Annotated in this window: 16 protein-coding genes; 6 read left to right on the plus strand and 10 right to left on the minus strand. The window is 67.1% G+C overall.

What is annotated here, in order from left to right:
• Nucleotides 1-47 precede the first annotated feature (47 nt).
• Nucleotides 48-1,040, plus strand: a complete 993-nt coding sequence (locus DES47_RS00195; RefSeq protein WP_133698664.1) for a quinone oxidoreductase family protein — start codon at nucleotides 48-50, stop codon at nucleotides 1,038-1,040.
• Here the strand turns inward: DES47_RS00195 and DES47_RS00200 are convergent.
• From DES47_RS00200 to lspA, 3 genes are all read right to left on the minus strand, one after another.
• Nucleotides 1,020-2,531 carry a hybrid sensor histidine kinase/response regulator gene (locus DES47_RS00200; protein WP_133698665.1) on the minus strand — a complete coding sequence of 504 codons (1,512 nt, stop codon included), beginning with the start codon at nucleotides 2,529-2,531 and terminating at the stop codon, nucleotides 1,020-1,022. The genes DES47_RS00195 and DES47_RS00200 overlap by 21 nt on opposite strands.
• A gap of 72 nt (nucleotides 2,532-2,603) precedes the next feature.
• Complete coding sequence (locus DES47_RS00205) at nucleotides 2,604-3,395, minus strand: DUF2189 domain-containing protein (RefSeq protein WP_133698666.1); 792 nt, start codon at nucleotides 3,393-3,395, stop codon at nucleotides 2,604-2,606.
• A gap of 47 nt (nucleotides 3,396-3,442) precedes the next feature.
• The gene (lspA, locus tag DES47_RS00210; protein ID WP_133698667.1) at nucleotides 3,443-3,937 is read right to left on the minus strand and encodes a signal peptidase II; all 495 of its coding nucleotides are present in this window, start codon (nucleotides 3,935-3,937) and stop codon (nucleotides 3,443-3,445) included.
• Between the two features lie 338 nt (nucleotides 3,938-4,275).
• On the opposite strand from lspA, the gene DES47_RS00215 reads away from it, so the two are divergent.
• Complete coding sequence (locus tag DES47_RS00215) at nucleotides 4,276-4,623, plus strand: hypothetical protein (protein ID WP_341800549.1); 348 nt, start codon at nucleotides 4,276-4,278, stop codon at nucleotides 4,621-4,623.
• Nucleotides 4,624-4,761: 138 nt separating this feature from the next.
• Nucleotides 4,762-5,271, plus strand: coding sequence for a DUF1269 domain-containing protein (locus tag DES47_RS00220; protein WP_133698668.1), 510 nt, complete (start codon nucleotides 4,762-4,764; stop codon nucleotides 5,269-5,271).
• Between the two features lie 60 nt (nucleotides 5,272-5,331).
• Here DES47_RS00220 and ileS read toward each other — a convergent pair whose 3' ends face one another.
• Both ileS and DES47_RS00230 read right to left on the minus strand, forming a co-directional pair.
• Complete coding sequence (ileS, locus tag DES47_RS00225; protein ID WP_133698669.1) at nucleotides 5,332-8,184, minus strand: isoleucine--tRNA ligase; 2,853 nt, start codon at nucleotides 8,182-8,184, stop codon at nucleotides 5,332-5,334.
• A gap of 111 nt (nucleotides 8,185-8,295) precedes the next feature.
• Nucleotides 8,296-9,291, minus strand: coding sequence for a bifunctional riboflavin kinase/FAD synthetase (locus DES47_RS00230; protein ID WP_133698670.1), 996 nt, complete (start codon nucleotides 9,289-9,291; stop codon nucleotides 8,296-8,298).
• Nucleotides 9,292-9,420: 129 nt separating this feature from the next.
• Here DES47_RS00230 and sbcB point away from each other — a divergent pair, with 129 nt between their 5' ends.
• Together sbcB and DES47_RS00240 are read left to right on the plus strand one after the other, a co-directional pair.
• Nucleotides 9,421-10,860, plus strand: a complete 1,440-nt coding sequence (sbcB, locus tag DES47_RS00235) for an exodeoxyribonuclease I (protein WP_133698671.1) — start codon at nucleotides 9,421-9,423, stop codon at nucleotides 10,858-10,860.
• 21 nt (nucleotides 10,861-10,881) lie between these two features.
• Nucleotides 10,882-15,984, plus strand: coding sequence for a PAS domain S-box protein (locus tag DES47_RS00240; RefSeq protein WP_133698672.1), 5,103 nt, complete (start codon nucleotides 10,882-10,884; stop codon nucleotides 15,982-15,984).
• 4 nt (nucleotides 15,985-15,988) lie between these two features.
• Here the strand turns inward: DES47_RS00240 and DES47_RS00245 are convergent, their stop codons facing one another.
• A complete protein-coding gene (locus tag DES47_RS00245; protein ID WP_341800550.1) occupies nucleotides 15,989-16,798 on the minus strand; it encodes a class I SAM-dependent methyltransferase in 810 nt (269 codons plus the stop codon).
• A 167-nt stretch (nucleotides 16,799-16,965) separates the two neighbouring features.
• Nucleotides 16,966-17,625 carry a pyridoxamine 5'-phosphate oxidase family protein gene (locus DES47_RS00250; protein ID WP_133698673.1) on the minus strand — a complete coding sequence of 220 codons (660 nt, stop codon included), beginning with the start codon at nucleotides 17,623-17,625 and terminating at the stop codon, nucleotides 16,966-16,968.
• A gap of 101 nt (nucleotides 17,626-17,726) precedes the next feature.
• Here DES47_RS00250 and pdxR point away from each other — a divergent pair, with 101 nt between their 5' ends.
• Entirely contained in the window at nucleotides 17,727-19,181 is a 1,455-nt protein-coding gene (gene pdxR / locus DES47_RS00255) for a MocR-like pyridoxine biosynthesis transcription factor PdxR (protein ID WP_133698674.1), read from the plus strand.
• A 436-nt stretch (nucleotides 19,182-19,617) separates the two neighbouring features.
• On the opposite strand, the gene acnB is transcribed toward pdxR, so the two are convergent.
• The 3 genes from acnB to DES47_RS00270 are packed head-to-tail and all read right to left on the minus strand — an operon-like array spanning nucleotide 19,618 to nucleotide 22,920.
• Nucleotides 19,618-22,215: a bifunctional aconitate hydratase 2/2-methylisocitrate dehydratase gene (acnB, locus tag DES47_RS00260; RefSeq protein ID WP_133698675.1), complete on the minus strand. Its 2,598-nt coding sequence runs from the start codon at nucleotides 22,213-22,215 to the stop codon at nucleotides 19,618-19,620.
• A gap of 48 nt (nucleotides 22,216-22,263) precedes the next feature.
• Entirely contained in the window at nucleotides 22,264-22,668 is a 405-nt protein-coding gene (locus DES47_RS00265; RefSeq protein WP_133698676.1) for a type II toxin-antitoxin system VapC family toxin, read from the minus strand.
• A 6-nt stretch (nucleotides 22,669-22,674) separates the two neighbouring features.
• A complete protein-coding gene (locus DES47_RS00270) occupies nucleotides 22,675-22,920 on the minus strand; it encodes an AbrB/MazE/SpoVT family DNA-binding domain-containing protein (RefSeq protein WP_133698677.1) in 246 nt (81 codons plus the stop codon).
• Between the last annotated feature and the right edge of the window lie 58 nt (nucleotides 22,921-22,978).

Below are 22,978 nucleotides of genomic sequence, written 5' to 3' on the forward strand. Positions count from 1 at the left end.
TTGCTGGCACGATACCGGAGATCAACATCTTGATGTGGAGACAGGACATGAGCAGCCGTGAACGTGCGATCAAGGTACAGGTGCCCGGTGACGCCGACGCCATGCAATTGGTGGAGGTCGAGGTCGGCGATCCGGGCCCGGGCGAGGTGCGCATCCGCCACCAGGCCTGCGGCATCAACTACATCGACGTCTATCACCGCAGCGGTGCCTATCCGCTGCCCGCGCCGTTCGGCATCGGCGGCGAAGGGGCCGGGCTGATCGAAGCGGTGGGCGAGGGCGTCACCCACCTGGCCGCGGGCGACCGCGCCGCCTATGCCAGCCAGCCGCCGGGCAGCTATTGCACGGCCCGTGTGATGCCGGCCCGCAATGTGGTGCGATTGCCGGACGCCATCGACTTCGAGACCGGCGCGGCCATGATGCTCAAGGGCCTGACCGCCCAGTACCTGCTGCGCCGCACCCTGCCTCAGGGCGGCCTGCAGGCCGGTGACTTCGTGCTCTTCCATGCCGCCGCCGGTGGCGTCGGCCTGATCGCCTGCCAGTGGGCGCGGGCGCTGGGCCTGCAGCTGATAGGCACGGCAGGTTCTGACGAGAAGTGCGCGCTGGCCGCCGAGCTGGGCGCGGCATTCACGATCAACTACCGGACCGAGAACTTCGTCGCCCGGGTCAAGGAAATCACGGGCGGGCGCGGCGTCAAGGTGGTCTATGACTCGGTCGGCAAGGACACCTGGGACGGCTCGCTCGACTGCCTGCAGCCCTTCGGACTGATGGCCAGCTTCGGCGCCGCCTCCGGCCCGCCGGCCCCTGTGGCCGTGGGAACGCTGGCCGCCAAGGGCTCGATCTACCTGACCCGGCCGACGCTGTTCACCCATATCGCCACGCACGAGAACACGCAGGCCATGGCCGACGAGTTGTTCGAGGTGGTGGGCAGCGGCCAGGTCAAGATCCGCATTGATCAGCGCTATCCGCTGGCAGATGCCGCGCGTGCACACCGCGACCTGGAGGCGCGCAAGACCACAGGATCAAGCGTGCTGTTGCCCTGAGGTCAGCGGCGCCTCGGCCTCGGCGCAGACCCGCTTGAGGGTCAGCTCGAAGCTGAAGCAGCTGCCCACGCCGGGCAGGCTCTCCACCTTGATCTGGCCGCCCATCAGCTGCACCAGCCGGTGCACGATGGTCAGGCCCAGGCCGGTGCCGCCGTAGCGGCGGGTGATGCTGCTGTCGGCCTGGGTGAAGGGGTCGAAGACATGCTGGATCTGCTCGCGCGTCATGCCGATGCCGGTGTCGTGCACGGCAAAGCGCAGGCGCTGCAGGGCGGCCGCGCCGGCCTCGGCGCCCCGGTCTTCCAGCATCTCGACCTCGACACGAACCTCCCCACGCTCGGTGAATTTCAGCGCATTGCCGACCAGATTGATCAGCACCTGGCGCAGCCGCAGCGCATCGCCCAGCAGATGGTCGGCCACCACCGGTTGCACCAGCACCTTCAGCGTGATGCCGCGGTTATGTGCCTGCAGCAGCAGCGGGTGCAGCGACTCGCGCAGGCAGCCATGCAGCGAGAACGGCGCCTGATCGACGACGATGCGGCCCGACTCGACCTTGGCCACGTCCAGCAAGTCGTTGATGATGACCATCAGCCCCTTGGCCGAGTTGTGCGCCAGCTCGACGAACTTGCGCTGGCGCTCGTCCAGCTGCGTCTGCAGCACCAGCTCGGTCAGACCCAGCACACCATTCATTGGTGTGCGGATCTCGTGGCTCATATGGGCCAGAAAACTGCTCTTGGACTGGCTGGCCGCCTCGGCCGCCTGGCGTGCGGCCTCCAGCATGGCCTGCGTCGCCTTCAGGTCGGCGATGTCACGGGCATTGAGCTGCAGCACCAGCTCGCCGCTGACCGGGTCGCGCATCGGTCGTGCGTCCAGGCCATGCCAGCGCCGGCCTATGGTGGTGATCAGCTCCAGGTCGGCGCTGAAGGTCTGGCCGCGCCGCACCTGGCCGAGGATGCGGGCCGGCACCTCGGCGTCGGCGAACAGCGTCGAGAAGCCGACCGCATCGCGGCCCTGGTGCAGCGAGCCGAAGGCCGCCGCCGCGGCCGGGTTCAGCATCAGGGCCTTGCCGTCGCGCAGATTGAACATCGCGATGCGCACCGAGGTGTGCTGCAAGGCCTCGATGCCGCGCAGCATGGTCTTGTCGAAGCTGGTGGACAGCGGGTCGGAGGCGAACAGCATCACCTGGCGGCCCTCGTTGGTGAGGATGCCGCGCGACACCAGCGTCGCCGTGACCGGATGGCCCTTGGGGTACAGCGTCCACTGTTCGCGTACCACCTGACCCTTGGCATGCTCGGCGGCGGTGAGGTTCAGGCGCAGCCGGGCACTTTCGCTGGCATCAGACATATCCCGGTTCAGGAACTCGGCCTCGCTGTCGGCCCGCCACAGGCTCAGCGCCGCCGCATTTGCCCAGAGATTGCGCTGGCGGGCATGATCGAACACCCAGACCGGCACATCGAGCCATTCGTAGTGCGTCAGGCATGTGAAGTCGAGCATGGATTCGGGGCGAGTGGTGCGCGCCGCCCATCATGCCGCAAGCCGGGCCGCTTGGGGGCGACCACCCCTAACTCACTCGGCCGCGACGGCGGCCCGATAGGCATGCCAGCTGGCATGGCCCAGCACCGGCCCGACCACCAGCAGGCCGGCGAAGCCGGGCAGCATGGCCAGCACCACCAGCAGGGTGATCAGCGCGCCCCACAGCAGCATCACACCGGTCTGTGTCAGCACCAGACGCAGGCTGGTCAGGCCGGCGGTGATGGCGTCCACCTGCTGGTCCAGCATCATTGGGATCGAGATCGCACTGATCGCATAGATCAGGCCCGCGAACACCGCTCCGACACCGAGGTAGGTGATGATGAAGCCCAGATTGTCGGGTGATAGCAGCTTGGTGATCGAGCCGGAGAAGTCTGGCATACCGTCGAAGCTGACGGCAAAGATCACCAGCGCGGCGCGGGCCCAGACCATCTCCAGTATCAGCAGCACCGTGCCGAAGATGGCCATCTGGCTCATGTGCGATTCCCAGGCGAGGATGGAGTCTCCCAGGTCGGGTGCCATGCCGCGCTCCAGGCGCAGGCTGACTTGGTACAGGCCCATGCACAGGAACGGCCCCATCAGCAGAAAGCCGGCCGACAGCGCCAGCATATAGGCGGGGGCATGTTTGTAGACCGCCAGCAGGCCCCAGCCCATGGCCATGAAGCAAAAACCATAGAACAGGCCGATGCCGGGGTGGCGGAGGAAGTCCTTCCAACCCAGCCTCAGCCACTGAAAGGGCTGCAGCCAGCCCAAGGGATTGAGCTTGATCGTGAACGGCGACGATTCGTCGGGCGGGGCAGGAGGCTCGTGGGTCTGGGGTTCGCTCATGAATCAAGGCTAAGCCCAGGCCCGCATCGCTGCCAGCGGTGGTTTACCTAGGGACCCTTGCGCACGCGGCGCAACTCGTCCCAGATCAGCAGGATGGCGCCCAAGGTGATCGCGCTGTCGGCCACATTGAACGAGGGGAAGTACCAGCCCGCCCAGTGGAACTGCAGAAAGTCCACCACATAGCCATGCAGCAGGCGGTCGACCACATTGCCGATGGCGCCACCCATGATCAGCGACAGCGCGGTGGCAAACAGCGTCTGTTCCCCATGCTTGCGCAGCATCACGATGATGAACACGGTGGCCACCGCGCCCAGGCCTACGAAGAACCAGCGCTGCCAGCCACCCGCGCCGGCCAGGAAGCTGAAGGCCGCGCCGGTGTTGTGTGCACGCACGAGGTTGAAGAAGCCGGTCACGAAGCGGCTGTCGCCATACTGGAACTGACCCAGTATCAGCGTCTTCGTGAACTGGTCGGCCAGGATCACGATCAGGGCGAGGGCCAGCCAGAGGAGCAGGGGACGTTTTGCGCGGTAGTTCTTGGTCATTGGAGCGATCGAAATGGCAGGGGACGTAGCGCGCTGTACTGTACAGGCAAGGCCCGCCCGCACGCACCGCAAGTGGGCCTTGCCGCAATGCTGCTACACTCGCGCCTTCGGTGTGCGGTCTTGCGTCTTGTGCAAGACCTAGGACGGCAGGCTCCCCCAAAGCCCCTGTCCGATGAAAACAAGCGAATCCAGCGAACGAACAGCAGCAAACTGCGCCTACGCGGATCCGCCCGATCGAACAAGTGCCGACCCATCGGCACCGATCCCACCTCTGAGCTTCTAGCCGGCGCGCCAACGCCTCAGGCTTCACCGTTCAGCGCCCGTTCGGCCCCAAGCGCATGCCACGCGCGGAGCCCGACCCGACCGAAACCGTCTCGACCCGCAGCTTGCAGGTCGCGTTTCACCCTGAACTGGACGCCGTGATGTCGAATCGCGGCCCACACCTCATGAACAACATCTATAAAAATGTTGAGGTGGGCAAATACCTTGTCTCACCTCTGTCCAAACTGGCCGATAACGGCCAATACCTTGCCTCGGTCTCGATTCGCTCGGGCCGCGGCAGCGCCACCCACGACCGGGTGCTTCGCTTTGCCCAACCCTTCACCTGCCCCGACGCGGCGGCGGCCTATGCCACCAGCCAAGGCCTGGCCTGGGTCGACGAACGGCGGCGCGCCCTGCTCAACTGAGCAGCTACCGGTGCCGGGTCTTGCTCGGCACCGGTGCTTGATGTTCCTCAAGAACAGGCGTAAAACTGGCTTCTGCCTTGCCATGCGGCGCAAGGGGCTGCCGCAGACATGGGCTTCACTCATCCCTGAGGAGCCATCATGCGCAAACGCATCTACTGGTTGTTGCCCGATCTGAGCAGCGCCACCCGCACCATGAACGATCTGCTGCTGGCCCGCATCGGCGACCAGCACATCCACTTTATGGCCGAGGAGGGCGCCGATATGAACGGCCTGCATGCGGCCAATGTGCTGCAAAGCTCGGACCTGGTTCAGGCCGCGCAGTCGGGCCTGCTGATCGGTGCAGGCCTGGGCAGCGCGGCCGGTGTGGCCGCCGCCTATACGCTGGGCAGCATGGCCGCCCCGGCGGCCGTGGTGATCGCGATGGCGGCACTCGGTGCAGTGCTGGGCACCTGGTCGTCCAGCATGATTGGCAGCTCCACCCCGAGCCGGCGCCTGCGCCGCTTCGAGCGGGCTATTGGCCAGGGCCAGTATCTGCTGATGGTCGATGTGCCGCGCTCGCGTGTCACCGAGATCGAGGCCCTGCTGGAGCGCACCCATCCCGAGGCGCATTTCGAGGGCCGGGAGCCCAATGTTCCGGCCTTTCCCTGACACTGCTTCTTCCATGAAAAAAGGGCGCCTCGGCGCCCTTTGTGCTTTTCTAGCTTGAACTCATGCGAAGCGCCGTGCTTCGCCCTCGCCGTACAGATTGCTGACGCAGCGCCCGCAGATGCCGGGGTGCTCGGGCGTCTGGCCGATGTCGTCGACATAGTGCCAGCAGCGCTCGCACTTCGCCGCCGTGGCCGCTGCCACCTTGACGCTCAGCTCGGCCGCATCGACCAGGCCGGCGCCCGAGGTGATGGTGACGAAGCGCAGGTCATCGCCCAATGAAGCCAGCAGCGCCCGGTCTTCGGCATTGACGCCAATCTCCAGCACCGCCTGCAGCGAGGCGCCGACCTGGCCGGCCGTGCGCAGCGCTTCGATCTCCTTGTTCGCCACATCCCGGATCTCGCGGATGCGCGTCCATTTGGCCAGCAAGGCCTCGTCGGCGGGCGCGAACTTCCAGTAGGTCTCGGTGAAGACGCTGGGCGACTCGCTGGTGGCGCAGAACTTCCAGGCCTCCTCGGCCGTGAAGCTCAGGAACGGCGCCATCCAGCGCAGCATGGCCTGGGTGATGTGCCACAGCGCGGTCTGCGCCGAGCGGCGGGCCAGGCTCTTGGGCGCCGCGGTGTACAGCCGGTCCTTCAGCAGGTCGAGGTAGAAGGCGCCGAGATCTTCGGAGCAATAGACCTGCAGCTTGGCCACCACCGGGTGGAACTCATAGACCTTGTAATGGGCCAGCACCTCGGCCTGGAACTGCGCGGCGCGCGACAGCGCATAGCGGTCCACCTCCAGCAGCTGGTCCAGCGGCAGGGCGTCAGTCTTGGCGTCGAAGTCGCTGGTGTTGGCGAGCAGGAAGCGCAGCGTGTTGCGGATGCGGCGGTAGCTGTCGACGACGCGGGCCAGGATCTTCTCGTCGATGGCCAGGTCGCCCGAGTAGTCGGTCGCCGCGCACCACAGGCGGATGATCTCGGCGCCCATCTTGTCGCTGACCAGCTGCGGCGCGACGGTGTTGCCGACCGACTTGCTCATCTTGCGGCCCTGGCCGTCGACGGTGAAACCGTGGGTCAGCAGGCCGCGATAGGGTGCGCGGTCGTTGAGGGCGCAGCTGATCAGCAGCGAGCTGTGGAACCAGCCGCGGTGCTGGTCATGGCCTTCGAGGTACAGATCGGCCTCGGGGCCTTCGTCATGTGCGGCACCGGCGTGGCTGCCCTTCAAGACATGCTGGAAGGTCGAGCCGGAGTCGAACCAGACGTCCAGGATGTCGCTGCCCTTGGTGTAGTTCTTCGCTTCGTCGCCCAGCCATTCGGCTGCGTCCAGCTTCGCCCAGGCCTCGACGCCACCGGCCTCAACGATGGTGGCGGCGCGCTCGATGAAGGCCAGCGTGTCAGGGTGGGGCAGACCGGTGTCCTTGTGCAGGAAGATCGGCAGCGGCACGCCCCAGCTGCGCTGGCGCGAGATGCACCAGTCCGGCCGGCCGGCGATCATGTCGCGCAGCCGGGCGCGGCCGTTCTCGGGGTAGAAGTTGGTGGCGGCTATGGCTTCCAGCGCCGTCTGGCGCAGCGTCTTGCCGGCCTTGTCGAGCGTGAAGACACCGTCGCCCTCATCCATGCGCACAAACCACTGCGCGGCCGCGCGGTAGATCACCGGCGTCTTGTGGCGCCAGCAATGCGGATAGCTGTGGGTGATCTTGGTATGCGACAGCAGACGGCCCGCGTCTTCCAAGGCCTGCGCGATGACCGGATTGGCCTTCCAGATGTGCAGGCCGCCGAACAGCGGCAGTTCGGCATCAAAAGCGCCGTTGCCCTGCACCGGATTCAGGATGTCCTTGAAGTCCATGCCGTGCGACACGCAGGAGTTGAAGTCGTCCAGGCCGTAGGCCGGGGCCGAGTGGACGACGCCTGTGCCGTCCTCGGCGGTGGCGTAGTCGGCCAGATAGACCGGGCTTTCGCGGTCATAGCCGGCATCCACATGGGCCAAGGGATGCTTGAACTTCAGCATCGCCAGGTTCTTGCCCTGCGTCGTGGCCAGCACCGAGCCTTCGAGTTTCCAGCGGGCCAGGCATTTCTCGACCAGCGCCTCGGCCACCATGAAGATGCCGCACGTCGTGTCGACCAGCGCGTAGCTGAGCTCCGGGTTCAGGTTCAGCGCCTGGTTGGAGGGGATGGTCCAGGGGGTCGTCGTCCAGATGACGGTGAAGGCCTCCTTGGCCAGCGAGGGTAGGCCGAAGGCGGCGGCCAGCCTGGCCGGCTCGGCGCTCAGGAAGGCCACATCGACCGCGGGCGACTGCTTATCCGCGTACTCGATCTCGAACTCGGCCAGCGAGGAGCCGCAATCGAAACACCAGTAGACCGGCTTCAGGCCGCGGTAGACGAAGCCCCGCTCGAACAGGCGCTTGAGCACGCGGATCTCGCCGGCCTCGTTGGCGAAGTTCATCGTCTTATAGGGGTTGTCCCATTCACCCAGCACGCCCAGGCGCTTGAAGTCGTGGCGCTGCTGATCGATTTGCTCGGTGGCGTAGGCGCGGCTCTTGGACTGCACCTCGTCACGTGGCAGGCCGCGGCCGAAGGTCTTCTCGATCTGGTTCTCGATCGGCAGGCCGTGGCAGTCCCAGCCGGGGATGTAGGCGGCGTCGAAGCCCTCGAGCTGGCGCGCCTTGACGATCATGTCCTTGAGTATCTTGTTCGCCGCATGGCCGATGTGGATCTGGCCATTGGCATAGGGCGGGCCGTCGTGCAGCACGAACTTGGGCGCACCGCAGCGGGCGTCGCGCAGCTTCTTGTAAAGCCCAGAGTCGTCCCACTCCTTGATCCAGCCCGGCTCGCGCTTGGGCAGGTCGCCGCGCATCGGGAAGGGGGTGTCGGGCAGGTTCAGGGTGCTTCGATAGTCGGGCTTGACTTCGGGCTTGGAACTTTGATCGGTCATGGCGGAACCTGAATGGGTGTGTGCCTGGCCGCCGCTGAGGGCTCGCCGCAGGCAATGAAGAACTTGGACGTGACGCGCCTTAGGGCATGCAGCGCGTGAACCCCTCAGGGTTCAAATTCGGTCGCGGGTGGTCTGGCGCGAGCGAGATGCGTGCGTGGCAAAGAAGCTGCGCGCGTTGTCCGCGTCCTGACGGATGGCGGCCGTCAGGGCCTCCAGACCGTCATAGCGGGCTTCGTCGCGAAGTTTTTTGAGCAGTTCCACGCGCACGAGTTTACCGTAGCCCCCGTCCAGGCCCAGTTGCGACGGCCAGTCCAGGCAATTCACCTCCAGCAGCAGGCGGCCGGCGTCCTCCACCGTGGGCCGCACGCCCAGAGACGCCACGCCGTCCAGCGGCGTGTCGGTCAGGCCATGGGTGCGCACCGCGTAAATGCCCATCGCCGCCGATTTGGCATGGTCAAAACGCAGGTTCAGCGTACGGAAACCGAGCTCCCGACCAAGCTTGCGGCCGTGGATCACATGGCCGCTGATGCTGTAGGGCCGGCCCAGCAGGGCGGCGGCGGTGTCCATGTCGCCGGCCACCAGGGCCTCGCGCACGGCCGAGCTGCTGACCCGCTGGCCATGGACCTCGTAGCTCATCATCCGCGCCACGTCGAAGCCTTGCAGCTGGCCGGCAGCGTCCAGCATCCTGTAGTCGCCCTGGCGCCTGGCGCCGAAGCAGAAATCGTCGCCGACGAGCACATACCTGGCGCCCAGCCCCTGCACTAGCACCTGGCTGATGAAGTCCTGGGCCGGCAGGCCGGCCAAGGCCTCGTCGAAGCGCAGCACGATGACTTGATCGACCCCGCAGCGCTCCAGCTCGCTGAGCTTGTCGCGCAGGGTGGCGATGCGTGCCGGTGCCAGCTCCGGTTTGCCCATCTTGGCGGCAAAGAAGTCGCGCGGATGGGGTTCGAAGGTCATCACGCAGCTGGGCAGGCCGCGGTGCCGGGCCTCGGAGTGCAGCAGCGCCAGCATGGCCTGGTGGCCGCGGTGGACGCCGTCGAAATTGCCTATGGTCAGCGCGCACGCGGGTGCGATGCCGGGATGGTGGAAGCCGCGAAATACCTGCATGGCAGACATTATCGACGCTGGCTCGGTGCAGGGCAGGCACAGGGCTTCAGCAAAACTTGAGGGTTGCGCCGCTGCCACGGCGCCTGGGCGCCGGCCAGGGGGCGGCTCATATGAGGTATCTTGCTCGATATGGCAGACCTTACCTTCTATTGGCACGACTACGAAACCTTTGGCCGGGTGCCGCGGCGCGACCGGCCTTCGCAGTTTGCCGGCATACGCACCGACGCGGAGCTCAACGAGATCGGCGCGCCGTTGATGCAGTACTGCAAGCCCGCGCCGGACTTCCTGCCCGACCCCGAGGCCTGCCTGCTGACCGGCATCCTGCCCCAGACCTGCCTGGAACAGGGCCTGCCTGAGCACGAGTTCGCCGCCGCCATCGAGCAGGAGCTGGCCCTGCCGGGCACGGTGGGCCTGGGCTACAACACGATTCGCTTCGACGATGAGGTGACGCGCCACCTGTTCTGGCGCAATCTGATCGATCCCTATGCCCGCGAGTGGCAGAACGACTGCGGCCGCTGGGATCTGCTGGATGTGGTGCGTTGCTGCTATGCGCTGCGCCCCGACGGCCTGCAGTGGCCCAGGCACGAAGACGGCCGGCCCTCGTTCAAGTTGGAGCACCTGAGCGCCGCCAACGGCCTGGCCCATGAGGCCGCCCACGACGCGCTGAGCGATGTGCGCGCCACCATCGCGCTGGCGCGCCTGGTGCGCCAGAGCAACCCGCGGCTGTGGGACTTCTGCCTGAAGCTGCGCAAGAAGGACGCGGTGCTGCAGGAGTTCGGCCTGGGCCAGCCGCGGCCGGTGCTGCATATCTCGGGCATGTACCCGGTCGAGCGCGGCTGCCTGGCGGTGGTCTGGCCGATTGCCCAGCACCCGACCAACAAGAACGAGATCATTGTCTGGGACCTGGCCCACGACCCGGCCGAGCTGCAGGGGCTGGACGCCGCCACCCTACGCCAACGCATGTTCAGCAAGCAGGACGAACTGCCCGAGGGCGTGAGCCGGCTGCCGATCAAGAGCGTGCACATCAACAAGTCACCGGTGGTGATAGGCAATCTGAAGGTGTTGAGCGCCGAGCGTGCCGCCCATTGGGGGCTGGATGTGGAGCTGGCCCTGCGCCATGCCGAGCGGGCCGCCCAGCTGCCCGCGCTGCCCCGGCAGCTCTGGGCGGAGGTCTACGCCCGGCCGGCCGGAGAGCAGGCGCCCGATGTCGATGAGGATCTCTACGGCGGCTTTGTCGGCAACGAGGACCGCCGCCTGCTGAACCGGCTGCGCGGCCTGAACGCGGACAAGCTGGCCGGCCAGCATCCGGCCTTCGAGGACGGCCGGCTGGACGAGCTGCTGTTCCGCTACCGGGCACGCAATTTCCCTGACAGCCTCAGCAGCGCGGAGCAGCAGCGCTGGCAGCAGCATTGCAGCGAGCGTCTGCATCTGGGTGAGGGCGGCTTCAGCACGCTGAGCGCCTTTTTCGAGCGCATCGATGCGCTCAGCGAAGAGGCTGACGAGCGCGGCCAGGCCATTCTGGGCGCGCTGTACGACTACGCCGAGCAGATCGCACCGCCGCACCCTTGAGGTCCGGCGGCACAGGTTCCCATGGTCAGCACCCCTGCCTTCAACCCCGGCGGCGCCGCCGCAGACGCTGCCCCCTCGCGGCGCGGCGCAGTCTGGGCCATTCCGGCCCTGGTGCTGCTCATGGGCCTGGCGCTGACGGTGCTGGGGGTGTACTGGTTCCAGTCCGGCCTGGATGTGGAGGCCCGCGCCCGCTATGAACGCCAGGCCGCACGCATCGAGGACGATCTGCTGCGCCGCTTCAATTTGCCCGTCTATGGCCTCAATGGTCTGCGCGGTCTGTATGCCACCAGCGGCCGGATCGGACGCGAGGCCTTCCGCGACTATGTCGAGTCCCGCCAACTGCACCTCGAGTTCCCGGGCGTGCGGGGCTTTGGTTTCATCGAGCGGGTGAAGCGGGAAGACGTGGTGCGCTTTGTGGCCACCGAGCGGGCCGACGCAGCCCCCGACTTCGACGTGCGCCAGAGCGCGGGCGTTGACGATCTCTACATCGCCAAGTTCATCGAGCCGCTGGCCTCCAATCGTGCGGCCTGGGGCTTCGACATCGCCTCCGAAGCGGTGCGGCGCGAGGCCCTGGAGCGCGCGGTGCGCACCGGCGAGCCGACGCTGAGCGGCAGCATCACCCTGGTGCAGGATGGCAAGAGGGGCCCCGGATTTCTCTATATCGTGCCGGTCTGGCAGCGCCTGGTCGATCCGGCCTCGACCAACCCTCGCATCAATGCGCTTCGCGGTTTTCTGTTTGCGCCCATCGTGGTCGGTGAGCTGTGCACAGGCATCGCCAACGTGGCCGATATGCAGCTGGACTTCGAGCTCTATGACGCGGGGCAGGTCGATCCGGCCCGCCTGCTGTTCGGCACCGAACTCCAGGGCGAAGGCGACCCGGGCTCCGCGCCACGGGTCGCAGCGGCGGGCCCGCTGTTCCAGAGCACACGCTATATCTCGGTGGGCGGGCGCACGCTGGCCCTGCGCACCAGCACCACCCCGGCGTTCGAGCGCGGGCTTGATCGCACCACGCCGACCCTGTTGGCCGCCGCCGGCACCCTGCTGAGCAGCCTGCTGGCGCTGGCGGCCTGGCTGCTGGTGTCGGGCCGGGCCCGCGCCGAATCGCTGGCGGCCGAGATGACCGCCGATCTGGAGCGCCTGGCCAAGGTCGTGCGCCACACCTCGAATTCGGTGGCGATACTGGATGCGCAGCGCTATATCGTCTGGGTCAATGAGGGTTTTGAGCGTCTGTTCGGCTTCACGCTGGCCGAGGCGCGCGGCCACAAACCCGGTGATCTGACGCACAGCGAACGCCTCGATCCCGAGCAGATGCAGCGCCTGCGCGAGCTGCTCGACAGCGGGCAGGCCTTCCGCGGCGAGCTGCAGAAGCGCCGCAAGGACGGCCGCGAGATCTGGACCCATGCCGAGGTGCAGCCGCTGCACGATGCGCGGGGCCAGCTGACCGGCTTCATGTCGATCGAGTCGGACATCACCGAACAGAAGGTGGCCAAGGAGCGGCTGGAGGCGGCGCTGCGCGACACCGACGTGCTGCTGCGCACGATCAATCTGCATGCGATCGTGTCGGTGACCGACCGGCGCGGCCTGATCCTTGAGGCCAATGCGGCCCTGGTGCAGATCAGCGGCTACTTGCTGGAGGAACTGCTGGGCCAGGACCACCGGCTGCTCGGCTCGGGCCAGCATCCACGCAGCTTCTGGGTCGAGGTCTGGCGCACCATCGCCAGCGGCCGTTCCTGGCGCGGCGAGATCTGCAACCGTGCCAAGGACGGACGGCTTTACTGGGTGGACAGCATCATCGCGCCCTTCCTGAATGCTCAGGGACGCATCGAGAAGTATGTCTCCATCAGCAACGACATCACCACCAGCAAGACCGCCGCCACCGAACTGGCCCTGCAGCGCGAGCGCCTGGCCAACATCATCGAGGGCACCCACGTCGCGACCTGGGAGTGGAATGTGCAGACCGGCGTCAGCCACTTCAACGAGCGCTGGGCCGAGATCGTCGGCTACACGCTCGATGAGCTGCAGCCGACCACTGTCCAGACCTGGCTGAAGCTGGCCCATCCCGACGACCTGGCGCGCGGCCAGGCCCTGCTGCAACGCCATTTCGACGGTGAGCTGGACTACTACGAGGTCGAGTCGCGCACCCGCCACAAGGACGGGCGCTGGATGTGGGTGCTGGTGCGAGGCCGCCTGTCCACCCGCACGCCCGACGGCAAGCCCGAGTGGATGGTCGGCACCCATATGGACATCACCCAGCGCAAGCTGGCGGAGCAGGCACTGCAGCAGACGCTGCAACGCTTTGTGCTGGCCGCGGACTCGGCCGGCATCGGCGTCTGGGAGATGGATGTACAGCACCGCACGCTGAGCTGGGATGACTGGATGTACCGGCTTTATGGCCGCACCAGAGTCGGCGAGTTCGCGCCCTACACCCTGTGGAGCGAGAGCGTGCATCCGGAAGACCTGCCGACCGCGCAGCAGGAACTGGCCCAGGCGATCAGCGGCGAGCGCGAGTTCGACACCGAGTTCCGCATCCTCTGGCTGAATGGCGAAGTGCGGCATCTGCGCGCCTCGGCCCGCGTGGTGCGCAATGCCCGGGGCCAGGCGGAGCGGGTGATAGGCATCAACTTCGACATCACCGCGCGCAAGCGCGCCGAGCTGGAGCTGGGCCAGACCAGTGCGCTGCTGTCCTCGGTGCTGGACTCGGCCTCCGAGGTGGCGGTGATCGGTACCGATATGGACCTCAGGATCACCGTCTTCAATATCGGTGCGCAGCGCCTGTTGGGCTATACCGCGCAGGAGGTGGTGGGCCATTGCACGCCGGAGATCTTCCATGATCCGGTCGAGATCGAGGCGCGGCTGGAGCAGCTGTCTCAGCAGGCCGGCCGGCGCGTGCGCGGTCGCGGGGTGTTCGTCGACCCGGTGGCCATCGGCGAGGAACATGAGTGGACCTATATCGCCAAGAGCGGCCAGCGCACCCAGGTGGCGCTGACGGTGACGGCCATGACGGCCCATGACGGCCGCCCCATCGGCTACCTGGGCGTGGCCCATGATGTGACGCGCCACAAGCTCTATCAGGAATCGCTCAAGGTGGCGATGCAGAAGGCCGAGCAGGCGAATCTGGCCAAGAGCCAGTTCCTGGCAAATATGAGCCACGAGCTGCGCACGCCGATGAATGCCATCCTGGGCATGCTGCAGCTGCTGCAGAAGACCCAGCTGAGCGCTCGGCAATGGGACTACACGCGCAAGACCGAGGGCGCGGCGCGCTCGCTGCTGGGCCTGCTCAACGACATCCTGGACTTTTCCAAGGTCGAGGCCGGCAAGATGAGTCTGGCGCCGCACCCCTTCCGCACCGACACCCTGCTGCGCGAGCTGTCGGTGATCCTGTCGGGCAATCTGGGCCAGAAGGAGATCGAGCTGGTGTTCGACATCGACCCGGGCCTGCCGCCGGTGCTGGTCGGTGATGCGCTGCGTCTGCAGCAGGTGCTGATCAATCTGGGGGGTAACGCGCTGAAGTTCACCGAGCGCGGCGAAGTCGTCGTCAGCCTGCGCGTGCTCGAGCGACTGCCCGGCGCGGTGCGGCTGCGGCTGCAGGTGCGCGACACCGGCATCGGCATTGCCGAGACCGACCAGCACCACATCTTCGAGGCCTTTGCCCAGGCCGAGGCCTCGACGACGCGGCGCTTTGGCGGCACCGGGCTGGGGCTGTCGATCAGCCAGCGCCTGGTGCAGATGATGGGCGGCGAGCTGCGTCTGAGCAGCCAACCCGGCCAGGGCAGCTGCTTCCAGTTCGAGCTTGAGCTGCCGGTGGCCGACGATGTGCTGCCGCGCTTGGCCAACCGTGTCGATGCCGGGCCGCTGCGCACGCTGATCGTTGACGACAACGCCATCGCCCGGGAGGTGCTGGGCGAGATGGCGCGCGCGATGCAATGGCAGGTGGACGTGGCCTCCAGCGGCGCCCAGGCGTTGCAGATGGTGCAGGCTCGGCTCGGCGGTCCTCAGGCCTATCAGCTTGTGCTGCTGGACTGGCAGATGCCCGGCATGGACGGCTGGGAGACGAACCAGCGCCTGCGCGAGCTCTGTAAGCCGCAGGCACCGCCGCTGGTCGTCATGATCACCGCCCATGGCCGCGAGATGCTGGCCGAGCGCGGCGCCGACGAACAGGCGTTGCTGCAGGGATTCCTGGTCAAGCCGGTGACGGCCTCGATGCTGCTGGATGCGGTGGTCGATGCGCAGGTCCGTGCCAGCCAGCCGGCTCCGTTGGCCACGGGCGCGAAGTCAGATAGCGTGCCGCCCGGTCCTGGGCGTCTGCGCGGCCTGCACCTGCTGGTCGTGGAAGACAACGCCAACAACCGCCAGGTGGCGCAGGAACTGCTCGGCGACGAGGGTGCCGAGGTGCAGGTCGCCACCCAGGGCCAGGAGGGCGTGGACGCGGTGCTGAGCAGCCTGGAGCCCGGCGGCCGACCGTTCGATGCGGTGCTGATGGACGTGCAGATGCCCGTGCTCGATGGCTACGGCGCCACCGCCGCGATCCGCCGCCACCCCGGCGCGCAGGCCCTGCCCATCATCGCGATGACGGCCAATGCCATGCCCGCCGATCGCCAGGCCTGCCTCGATGCCGGCATGAGCGACCATGTCGGCAAACCTTTCGACTTGGACCAGTTGGTGCGCTGCCTGCTGCGGCACACCGCGGGGGGCGTATCGCCTGTGGCCCCGGTTGCCGTTGCGCGCGAGACGGGTATGGACCTGCATCGGGATGTGGAAGCGGCGCTGGCGCGCATGGGCGGCAACCGGCGCATCTACCTGCGGGTGCTGGAGTCCTTCCAGCAAAACCTGGCCCTGCTGCCCGAGCAGCTGTCGACCCTGCTCGGGGCGGATGCGGCCGGAGATGCCGAGCGGCTGGCCGAGGCCATGAACGCCCTGCATTCGCTGAAGGGCATCGCCAGCACCCTCGGGCTGAACGCGTTGGCGGCCTGTGCCGCCGAAGCCGAGCAGACCCTGCGTCAGCCCGACGGCACTGCACCGGCCGTGCTGGCCACGGTGCTGGCGGCGGTGCAGCAGGGGCAGCGGGACATCGCCGCCCTGCTGCCGGCGATGCGCGAGCGTCAGGCCGAGGCCGCCGCCAAATAGGCGCTCACTGCGGCTTGACGAACTTCATCGTCAGTCGGTCGCTCTCGCCGATCGCCTCGTAGCGGGCACGGTCCTTGTCCTTGTTGGCATAGGTCGGCGGCAGCGCCCAGACGCCGTTCTGATGGTCCGCGCTGTCCCTGGGGTTGGCGTTGACCTCGGACTTGCCTGCGAGCTTGAAGCCCGCGCTCTCGGCCAGGCGCTGTACATAGGCCTCATGCAGATAGCCGCTGCCGACCTTGGCATCCTGCTCGCGGTTCGCCGGCAGGCGGTGGTCGACCACGCCAAACACGCCGCCGGGCTTGAGGCTGGCGAATACGCTCTTGAACACGGCCAGGGTCTGGGCCTCGCCCTCCGCCGCCCAGTTGTGCACATTGCGGAAGGTCAGCACCAGATCGGCACTGCCCGGCGCCGCGTACTGCAGCTTGGCCGGCGGCGCAAACACCGCCAGTTGTACCTTGTCGTAGACGGCCGGCTGGGCGTCCAGCTTGGCTTTCAGGCGCTCGATGCCGCGACGCGCATAGGCCTTGTCGGATTCGGGGTCGTCGGCGGCCAGAATCAACCGACCCTTGTCGCGCAGATAGGGCGCCAGTATCTCCGTGTACCAGCCGCCGCCAGGCACCAGTTCGACCACGGTCTGCTCGGGCCTGATGCCGAAGAAGCTCAGTGTCTCGTAGGGATGGCGTGCGTTGTCACGTGCAGCGAAGGCGGGCGTGCGGTGGGCGCCGGCGATGGCCGCCTTCAGCGCATCGTCTGCCTGGGCGGAGCCGATCAGGCACAGGGCCATCGCAACGGCAGAGAAGCATTTTTTCATCATTGAGCGACCTTTTGAGAGCGAGCCAGGGAAATGGTCGCGCAGTATCGCCGTCAATCAATTCCCCGGTGAGGCCACTGAGATAGAGCAGGCAATTCGGGTGATGAGCGCCGATCTTGCAGGAAGGCGCGCGGCCGGTTCGATCATCAAGCCGGCGCGGCGTGGCAGGCTCAAGCGGCCGCCAGCCAATCGCGCACATAGCCGGGCGCCGGCGCGCTGCAATCCGGGGCTGCGATCGGCTCCAGCCGCTGCTGGGTAAAGGGCAGCACGCCGACCCAGGCCTGCACGCCCATATCCTCGGCATCGTCGATCGGCGGGCCTTGCCGCACCTTGCAGGCGGCTTCGTCCAGCGGGATGCGCAGCACCGTGGTGGCGGTGAACTCCTTGTCATTGCCGGGGCGGATCTCGGCCTGGCGGCCGATGGCGATCTTGTCCATGAAGCGGGCCAGCGAGGCCCGCTTCTCGGCATCGTCGGTGAGCGCCTCGAAGCGGCCGTAGATCATGCAGGAGCGGTAGTTCATCGAGTGGTTGAAGGCCGAGCGGGCCAGCACCAAGCCGTCCAGATGGGTGATGGTGATGCAGGCCTGGGTGTCACCCAGCAACTGCCTGACCAGGCGGCCGCCGTTGGAGCCATGGATGTACAGATGCTCCCCCTCACGCCAGCAGGCCATCGGTATGCAATGCGTGCCCTTGGCGTCGGCAAAGGCGATATGGCACAAATAGGCCGCGTCGATGATGGCGTGCAGGGTGGCGCGCTCATAGCGGGCGTTCTCGGTGACGCGGCGGATGCGGGTGCGCTCGCTGGGCGGTGCGGTCTCGGCAGGGTTCATGGCACTCACAATAAAGTAGAAGGCAGGAAGAAGGGCGCAATGTAGTTAAGCTGTGGCTCTTGTGAAAGACCCACGGATAGCTATTTTTCTAGAGCCACAGCATGGACTACGCCCTCTTGATGGCCGCCTTCGCCAAAAATGGCGCGCAGCCTGGTTGGTCGGGCCAGCGCCTGCTGCACGAATGCCTGCGCCAGGCGATACGCGAGGGCACCCTGGCGGCCGGCACGCGTCTGCTGGCCAGCCGCGTGCTGGCGCGCGAATTGGGCGTGGCGCGCAACAGCGTGCTCTATGCCTACGGGCAGCTGGCCACCGAGGGTTTTGTCAGCCCGGACCGGCGCGGCACCAAAGTCAGCTTCAAGCCGGCGCTGGCCTTGCTGCCCGAACCGCCCCTGACCTTGCGTACAGGCTTGTCAATCCGCGCCCAGAGTCTGGCCAGCCTGCCGGTGGCGCCCGAGCTGTCGGCGGCCTTCGCGCCCGGCGTGCCGGCCCTGGCCGAGTTTCCGCTCACGCTGTGGCGCCGCCTGCTGGAGCGCAGCTGGCGGGGCTTGAGCGCGGCCCAGCTGAACTATGGCGAAGCGGCCGGCGAGCCCACGCTGCGCAGCGCCATTGCCGACCATCTGCGCGCCGCACGCGGCGTGGTCTGCGACGCCGGCCAGGTCTTCATCACCGATGGCACGCAGAGCAGCCTGGACCTGTGCGCCCGCGCCTTTGCCGACACCGGCGACCGGGTCTGGATGGAAAACCCCGGCTATGGCGGCGCGCTGGCCGCCTGGCGCGCCGCACAGCTGAGCGTGGTCGGCATCCAGGTCGATGGCGGCGGCATGGCCCCCACGGCTGCCGATTGGAGACGCCAGCCACCGAAGCTGATCTATCTGACCCCCTCGCACCAGTACCCCACCGGCGCGGTGCTGGGCCTGGAGCGCCGGCTGGCGCTGATACGCCAGGCCACGGCGGCCGGGGCGCTGATCATCGAGGACGACTACGACAGCGAGTTCCGCCACGACGGGCCGCCGCTGGCCGCTCTGCAGGGCCTGACGCCCGATGCGCCGGTGGTGTACCTGGGCACCTTCAGCAAGACGCTGTTCCCGGCGCTGCGCATCGGTTTCGTTGTCGCGCCTGCCACCCTGGCCCCGGCGCTGGCGGCGCTGCTCTCACGCTCGCTGCCACGCGGCCGCGCCGCCGACCAACTGGCCCTGGCCGAGTTCCTGCGCAACGGCCACTTCAGCCTGCACCTGCGCCGCATGCGCCGGCTCTACCGCCAGCGACGCGACGCGCTGGTCGAGGCGCTGGAGTCGCGCCTGTCAGACGTCGCCAGCGTCCACGGCGCCAGCGCCGGCATGCACCTGGCACTGCGCTTCCACGATGAGCTGCGGCTGGACGACGCCCGCATCAGCTCACTGGCCCTGCAACAAGGCATCGTCGCCCCGGCGCTGAGTCAGCATTCGGTCGGCGGCCGAGCCCATGGCTGGCGCGGGCTGATGTTGGGGTATGCGCAGGTGCCGGTGGAGCAGATGGGGGAGCTGGTGATGCGGCTGGAGGCGCTGATCCGTGTATAGCTCGGGGGGCTTGTCGTGGATGGGCGATGGCAGGGATCAACTTCCGCCAGATCGTATTGGGTGGCGGCACAGGCCCAGCCCCGCCAGCCGCCAGGCTTCAGTGCGGGGGTCGAGCCGGCCTGCGGCCGACCCGACTGCCTTGCAGTGCTCGCAGCTTGGGCCGGGCGCATAACTCGCACCCGTTCGCTGCGCTCACTAAGCTCGGACAAACGCGCCCAGCTAGATTTGGAATCGCGCGCCAAGGCGCGCTGGCCCAAGCCGCTGCGCGCTTCAGCCCCGCACAGGCGCCCGTCGTCTGGCGGTGCTGTGCCTGCGCGGAACCAGGGTGGCGTGGGAGGAGCGGCGTGCCACCGGCGGAGCTCGCAATGCGCGACCAAAGAAAAAGCCCCACCGTCACCGGCAGGGCCTCACGTTCAGATAAAGCGGTACTGATCGATCAGGCGCCCACAGTCGCCGCAGCATCGCTGAATTCCTCGATCTTGTCGAAGTTCAGGTACTGATAGATCTTGCTGCTGTCGGCGGTGAGCACGCCCATGCCGGCCAGGTACTCTTCCTTGGTCGGGATCTTGCCCAGGCGGGAGCAGATCGCGGCCAGTTCGGCCGAGCCCAGATAGACGTTGGAGTTCTTGCCCAGGCGGTTGGGGAAGTTGCGCGTGCTGGTCGAGAACACGGTGGCGCCTTCCTTGACCTGTGCCTGGTTGCCCATGCACAGGCTGCAGCCGGGCATTTCCATGCGGGCGCCGGCATTGCCGAGCACGCCGTAATGGCCTTCGTCGCTGAGCTTCTTGGCGTCCATCTTGGTCGGTGGGGCGACCCACAGCTTGACCGGGATGTCGCGCTTGCCTTCGAGCAGCTTGCTGGCGGCGCGGAAGTGGCCGATATTGGTCATGCAGGAACCGATGAAGACCTCATCGATCACCGCACCGGCCACTTCGGACAGCATCTTCACGTCGTCCGGGTCGTTCGGGCAGGCGACGATGGGCTCATGGATGTCGGCCAGGTCGATCTCGATCACGGCGGCATAGTCGGCGTCGGCGTCGCCCTTCAGCAGCTGCGGGTTGGCCAGCCAGGCTTCCTGGGCGGCGATGCGGCGCTGCAGGGTGCGGGCGTCGGCATAGCCCTCGGAAATCATCCACTTCATCAAGGTGATGTTGCTGTTGATGTATTCCTTGATCGGCTCGGGGTTCAGGTGCACCGTGCAGCCGGCGGCCGAGCGTTCGGCCGAGGCGTCGCTCAGTTCAAACGCCTGCTCCACCTTCAGGTCAGGCAGGCCTTCGATTTCGAGGATGCGGCCCGAGAAGATGTTCTTCTTGCCCTTCTTCTCGACCGTCAGCAGGCCGGCCTTGATCGCGTACAGCGGGATCGCGTTGACCAGGTCACGCAAGGTCACGCCGGGTTGCATGCTGCCCTTGAAGCGCACCAGCACCGACTCCGGCATGTCCAGCGGCATCACGCCGGTGGCGGCGGCGAAGGCCACAAGACCTGACCCCGCCGGGAAGCTGATGCCGATCGGGAAGCGGGTGTGGCTGTCGCCGCCGGTGCCCACGGTGTCGGGCAGCAGCAGACGGTTCAGCCAGCTGTGGATCACGCCGTCGCCGGGGCGCAGCGACACGCCACCGCGCGTGCTGATGAATTCGGGCAGCTCGTGGTGCATCTTCACGTCCACCGGCTTAGGATAGGCGGCGGTGTGGCAGAAGGACTGCATCACCAGGTCGGCGCTGAAGCCCAGGCAGGCCAGGTCCTTCAGTTCGTCGCGGGTCATCGGGCCGGTGGTGTCCTGCGAACCGACCGAGGTCATCCGCGGCTCGCAATAGGTGCCGGGCCGCACGCCCTGCTGCTCGCCGGCGACGACCGGCAGACCGCAGGCGCGGCCGACCATCTTCTGCGCCAGCGAAAAGCCCTTCTTGGTGTCGGCCGGGTTTTGCGGCAGGCGGAACAGCGTCGAGGCGGGCAGGCCCAGCGCCTCGCGGGCCTTGGCGGTGAGGCCGCGGCCGATGATCAGCGGAATGCGGCCACCGGCGCGCACTTCGTCGAACAGCACATCGCTCTTCACGGTGAACTCGGCGATGACCTTGCCGTCCTTCAAGGCCTTGCCCTCGTAGGGGCGCAGCTCGACCACGTCGCCCATATTCATCTGGCTGACGTCCAGCTCGATCGGCAGGGCGCCCGAGTCTTCCATCGTGTTGTAGAAGATCGGGGCGATCTTGCCACCCAGGCAGACGCCGCCGAAGCGCTTGTTCGGCACGAACGGGATGTCTTCGCCGGTGAACCACAGCACCGAGTTGGTGGCCGATTTGCGGCTGGAGCCGGTGCCAACCACATCGCCGACATAGGCGACCAGATTGCCGCGGGCGCGCAGGTCTTCGATGAACTTGACCGGGCCGCGCTTGCCGTCTTCCTCGGGTGTGACGCCGGGGCGGGCGTTCTTGTGCATGGCCAGCGCGTGCATCGGGATGTCCGGGCGGCTCCAGGCGTCGGGTGCGGGCGACAGGTCGTCGGTGTTGATCTCGCCGGTGACCTTGAAGATGCTGACGGTGATGGACTTCGGCACCTCGGGGCGCGAGGTGAACCACTCGGCATCGGCCCAGCTTTGCAGCACGGCCTTGGCGTGGACATTGCCCTGGTCGGCCCTGGCCTTGACGTCGTGGAACTGGTCGAACATCAACAGCGTCTTCTTCAGCGCCTCGGCGGCGACGGCGGCCACGGCCGCGTCATCCAGCAGCTCGATCAGCGGATGGATGTTGTAGCCGCCCAGCATCGTGCCCAGCAGCTCGGTGGCCTTGGCGGGGCTGATCAGCGCGCACTTTTCGGTGCCATGGGCCACGGCGGCCAGATAGCTGGCCTTGACCTTGGCGGCATCGTCCACGCCGGCCGGCACGCGGTGCGTGATCAGCTCGACCAGGGTGGCTTCCTCGCCAGCGGGCGGGTTCTTCAGCAGCTCGATCAGCTCACCGGTCTGCTTGGCGGACAGGGGCAGCGGCGGGATGCCAAGCGCGGCGCGCTCGGCGACATGTTGACGATAGGCTTGAAGCATGTGTTTCTCCGTTGGGTGGGGCTGGGCGGGGGTTGGGTGCAGGTCTGCTCAATCAAGCTTGGGCTTGATCAGCTTGAGACCCTTGAAGTAATCGCGAAAAAATCCTTCGTCGCTGGTGATCAGGCCGCTGCACTGCAGCAGCGCATGGGCGCCAACGATGAAATCGGGAACGGTGCGCTCGCGGTGGCCGCCGCGCGAGCGGTAGCGGCGCTGCATCTCGCCGGCGCGGATGGCGGCCTTCTGCTCGACGGCGCTGTAGCTGACGCCCATCTCCTCGAGCACCTGCATGGCCTGGTCGCCGTCCTGGAGCGAGGAGCAGACCTCGGACAGGACCACGTCGCAGACGACGACAGGCCCATGCCCCAGGGCCTCGCGCAGTGCGGCCTCGGCCAGGTCGGCGCGCTCGCTGTTGCTGAGCAGGTCCACGAGCACCGAGGAGTCGATGGCGATCATGCGGGCTCAGGTCTCGACAGGATCGCCGGGGGCGCGGCCACGGATGGCGCGCATCGCGTCATCGACCGAGGCAAAGCCATCGAGCTTGAACTTGCCGCGGGCGCGGGTGATCGCGTCGTCGACGTTCTTGCGCAGGATGATGCGGCCGCCGTCCAGCTCGACCTTGAGCGTCGTGCCCTTGGTCAGGCCCAGTGCATCACGCACCGCCTTGGGCAGGGTGATCTGGCCGCGTTCGGCAACTGTGGCTTCCATGGTTCACTCCGGTATGGCGCGAAAAGTATGCATTGATTGTACATACTTTCAGATTCAT

The sequence above is a fragment of the Roseateles toxinivorans genome (assembly GCF_004362525.1).
In the GTDB taxonomy this organism is placed as follows: domain Bacteria; phylum Pseudomonadota; class Gammaproteobacteria; order Burkholderiales; family Burkholderiaceae_C; genus Paucibacter; species Paucibacter toxinivorans.

Bases quoted from the DNA above. Each gene is read 5' to 3' on its own strand.
- DES47_RS00195 (WP_133698664.1), top strand. From the start codon at position 48: ATGAGCAGCCGTGAACGTGCGATCAAGGTACAGGTGCCCGGTGACGCC.
- DES47_RS00200 (WP_133698665.1), bottom strand. From the start codon at position 2,531: ATGCTCGACTTCACATGCCTGACGCACTACGAATGGCTCGATGTGCCG.
- DES47_RS00205 (WP_133698666.1), bottom strand. From the start codon at position 3,395: ATGAGCGAACCCCAGACCCACGAGCCTCCTGCCCCGCCCGACGAATCG.
- lspA (WP_133698667.1), bottom strand. From the start codon at position 3,937: ATGACCAAGAACTACCGCGCAAAACGTCCCCTGCTCCTCTGGCTGGCC.
- DES47_RS00215 (WP_341800549.1), top strand. From the start codon at position 4,276: ATGCCACGCGCGGAGCCCGACCCGACCGAAACCGTCTCGACCCGCAGC.
- DES47_RS00220 (WP_133698668.1), top strand. From the start codon at position 4,762: ATGCGCAAACGCATCTACTGGTTGTTGCCCGATCTGAGCAGCGCCACC.
- ileS (WP_133698669.1), bottom strand. From the start codon at position 8,184: ATGACCGATCAAAGTTCCAAGCCCGAAGTCAAGCCCGACTATCGAAGC.
- DES47_RS00230 (WP_133698670.1), bottom strand. From the start codon at position 9,291: ATGCAGGTATTTCGCGGCTTCCACCATCCCGGCATCGCACCCGCGTGC.
- sbcB (WP_133698671.1), top strand. From the start codon at position 9,421: ATGGCAGACCTTACCTTCTATTGGCACGACTACGAAACCTTTGGCCGG.
- DES47_RS00240 (WP_133698672.1), top strand. From the start codon at position 10,882: ATGGTCAGCACCCCTGCCTTCAACCCCGGCGGCGCCGCCGCAGACGCT.
- DES47_RS00245 (WP_341800550.1), bottom strand. From the start codon at position 16,798: ATGATGAAAAAATGCTTCTCTGCCGTTGCGATGGCCCTGTGCCTGATC.
- DES47_RS00250 (WP_133698673.1), bottom strand. From the start codon at position 17,625: ATGAACCCTGCCGAGACCGCACCGCCCAGCGAGCGCACCCGCATCCGC.
- pdxR (WP_133698674.1), top strand. From the start codon at position 17,727: ATGGACTACGCCCTCTTGATGGCCGCCTTCGCCAAAAATGGCGCGCAG.
- acnB (WP_133698675.1), bottom strand. From the start codon at position 22,215: ATGCTTCAAGCCTATCGTCAACATGTCGCCGAGCGCGCCGCGCTTGGC.
- DES47_RS00265 (WP_133698676.1), bottom strand. From the start codon at position 22,668: ATGATCGCCATCGACTCCTCGGTGCTCGTGGACCTGCTCAGCAACAGC.
- DES47_RS00270 (WP_133698677.1), bottom strand. From the start codon at position 22,920: ATGGAAGCCACAGTTGCCGAACGCGGCCAGATCACCCTGCCCAAGGCG.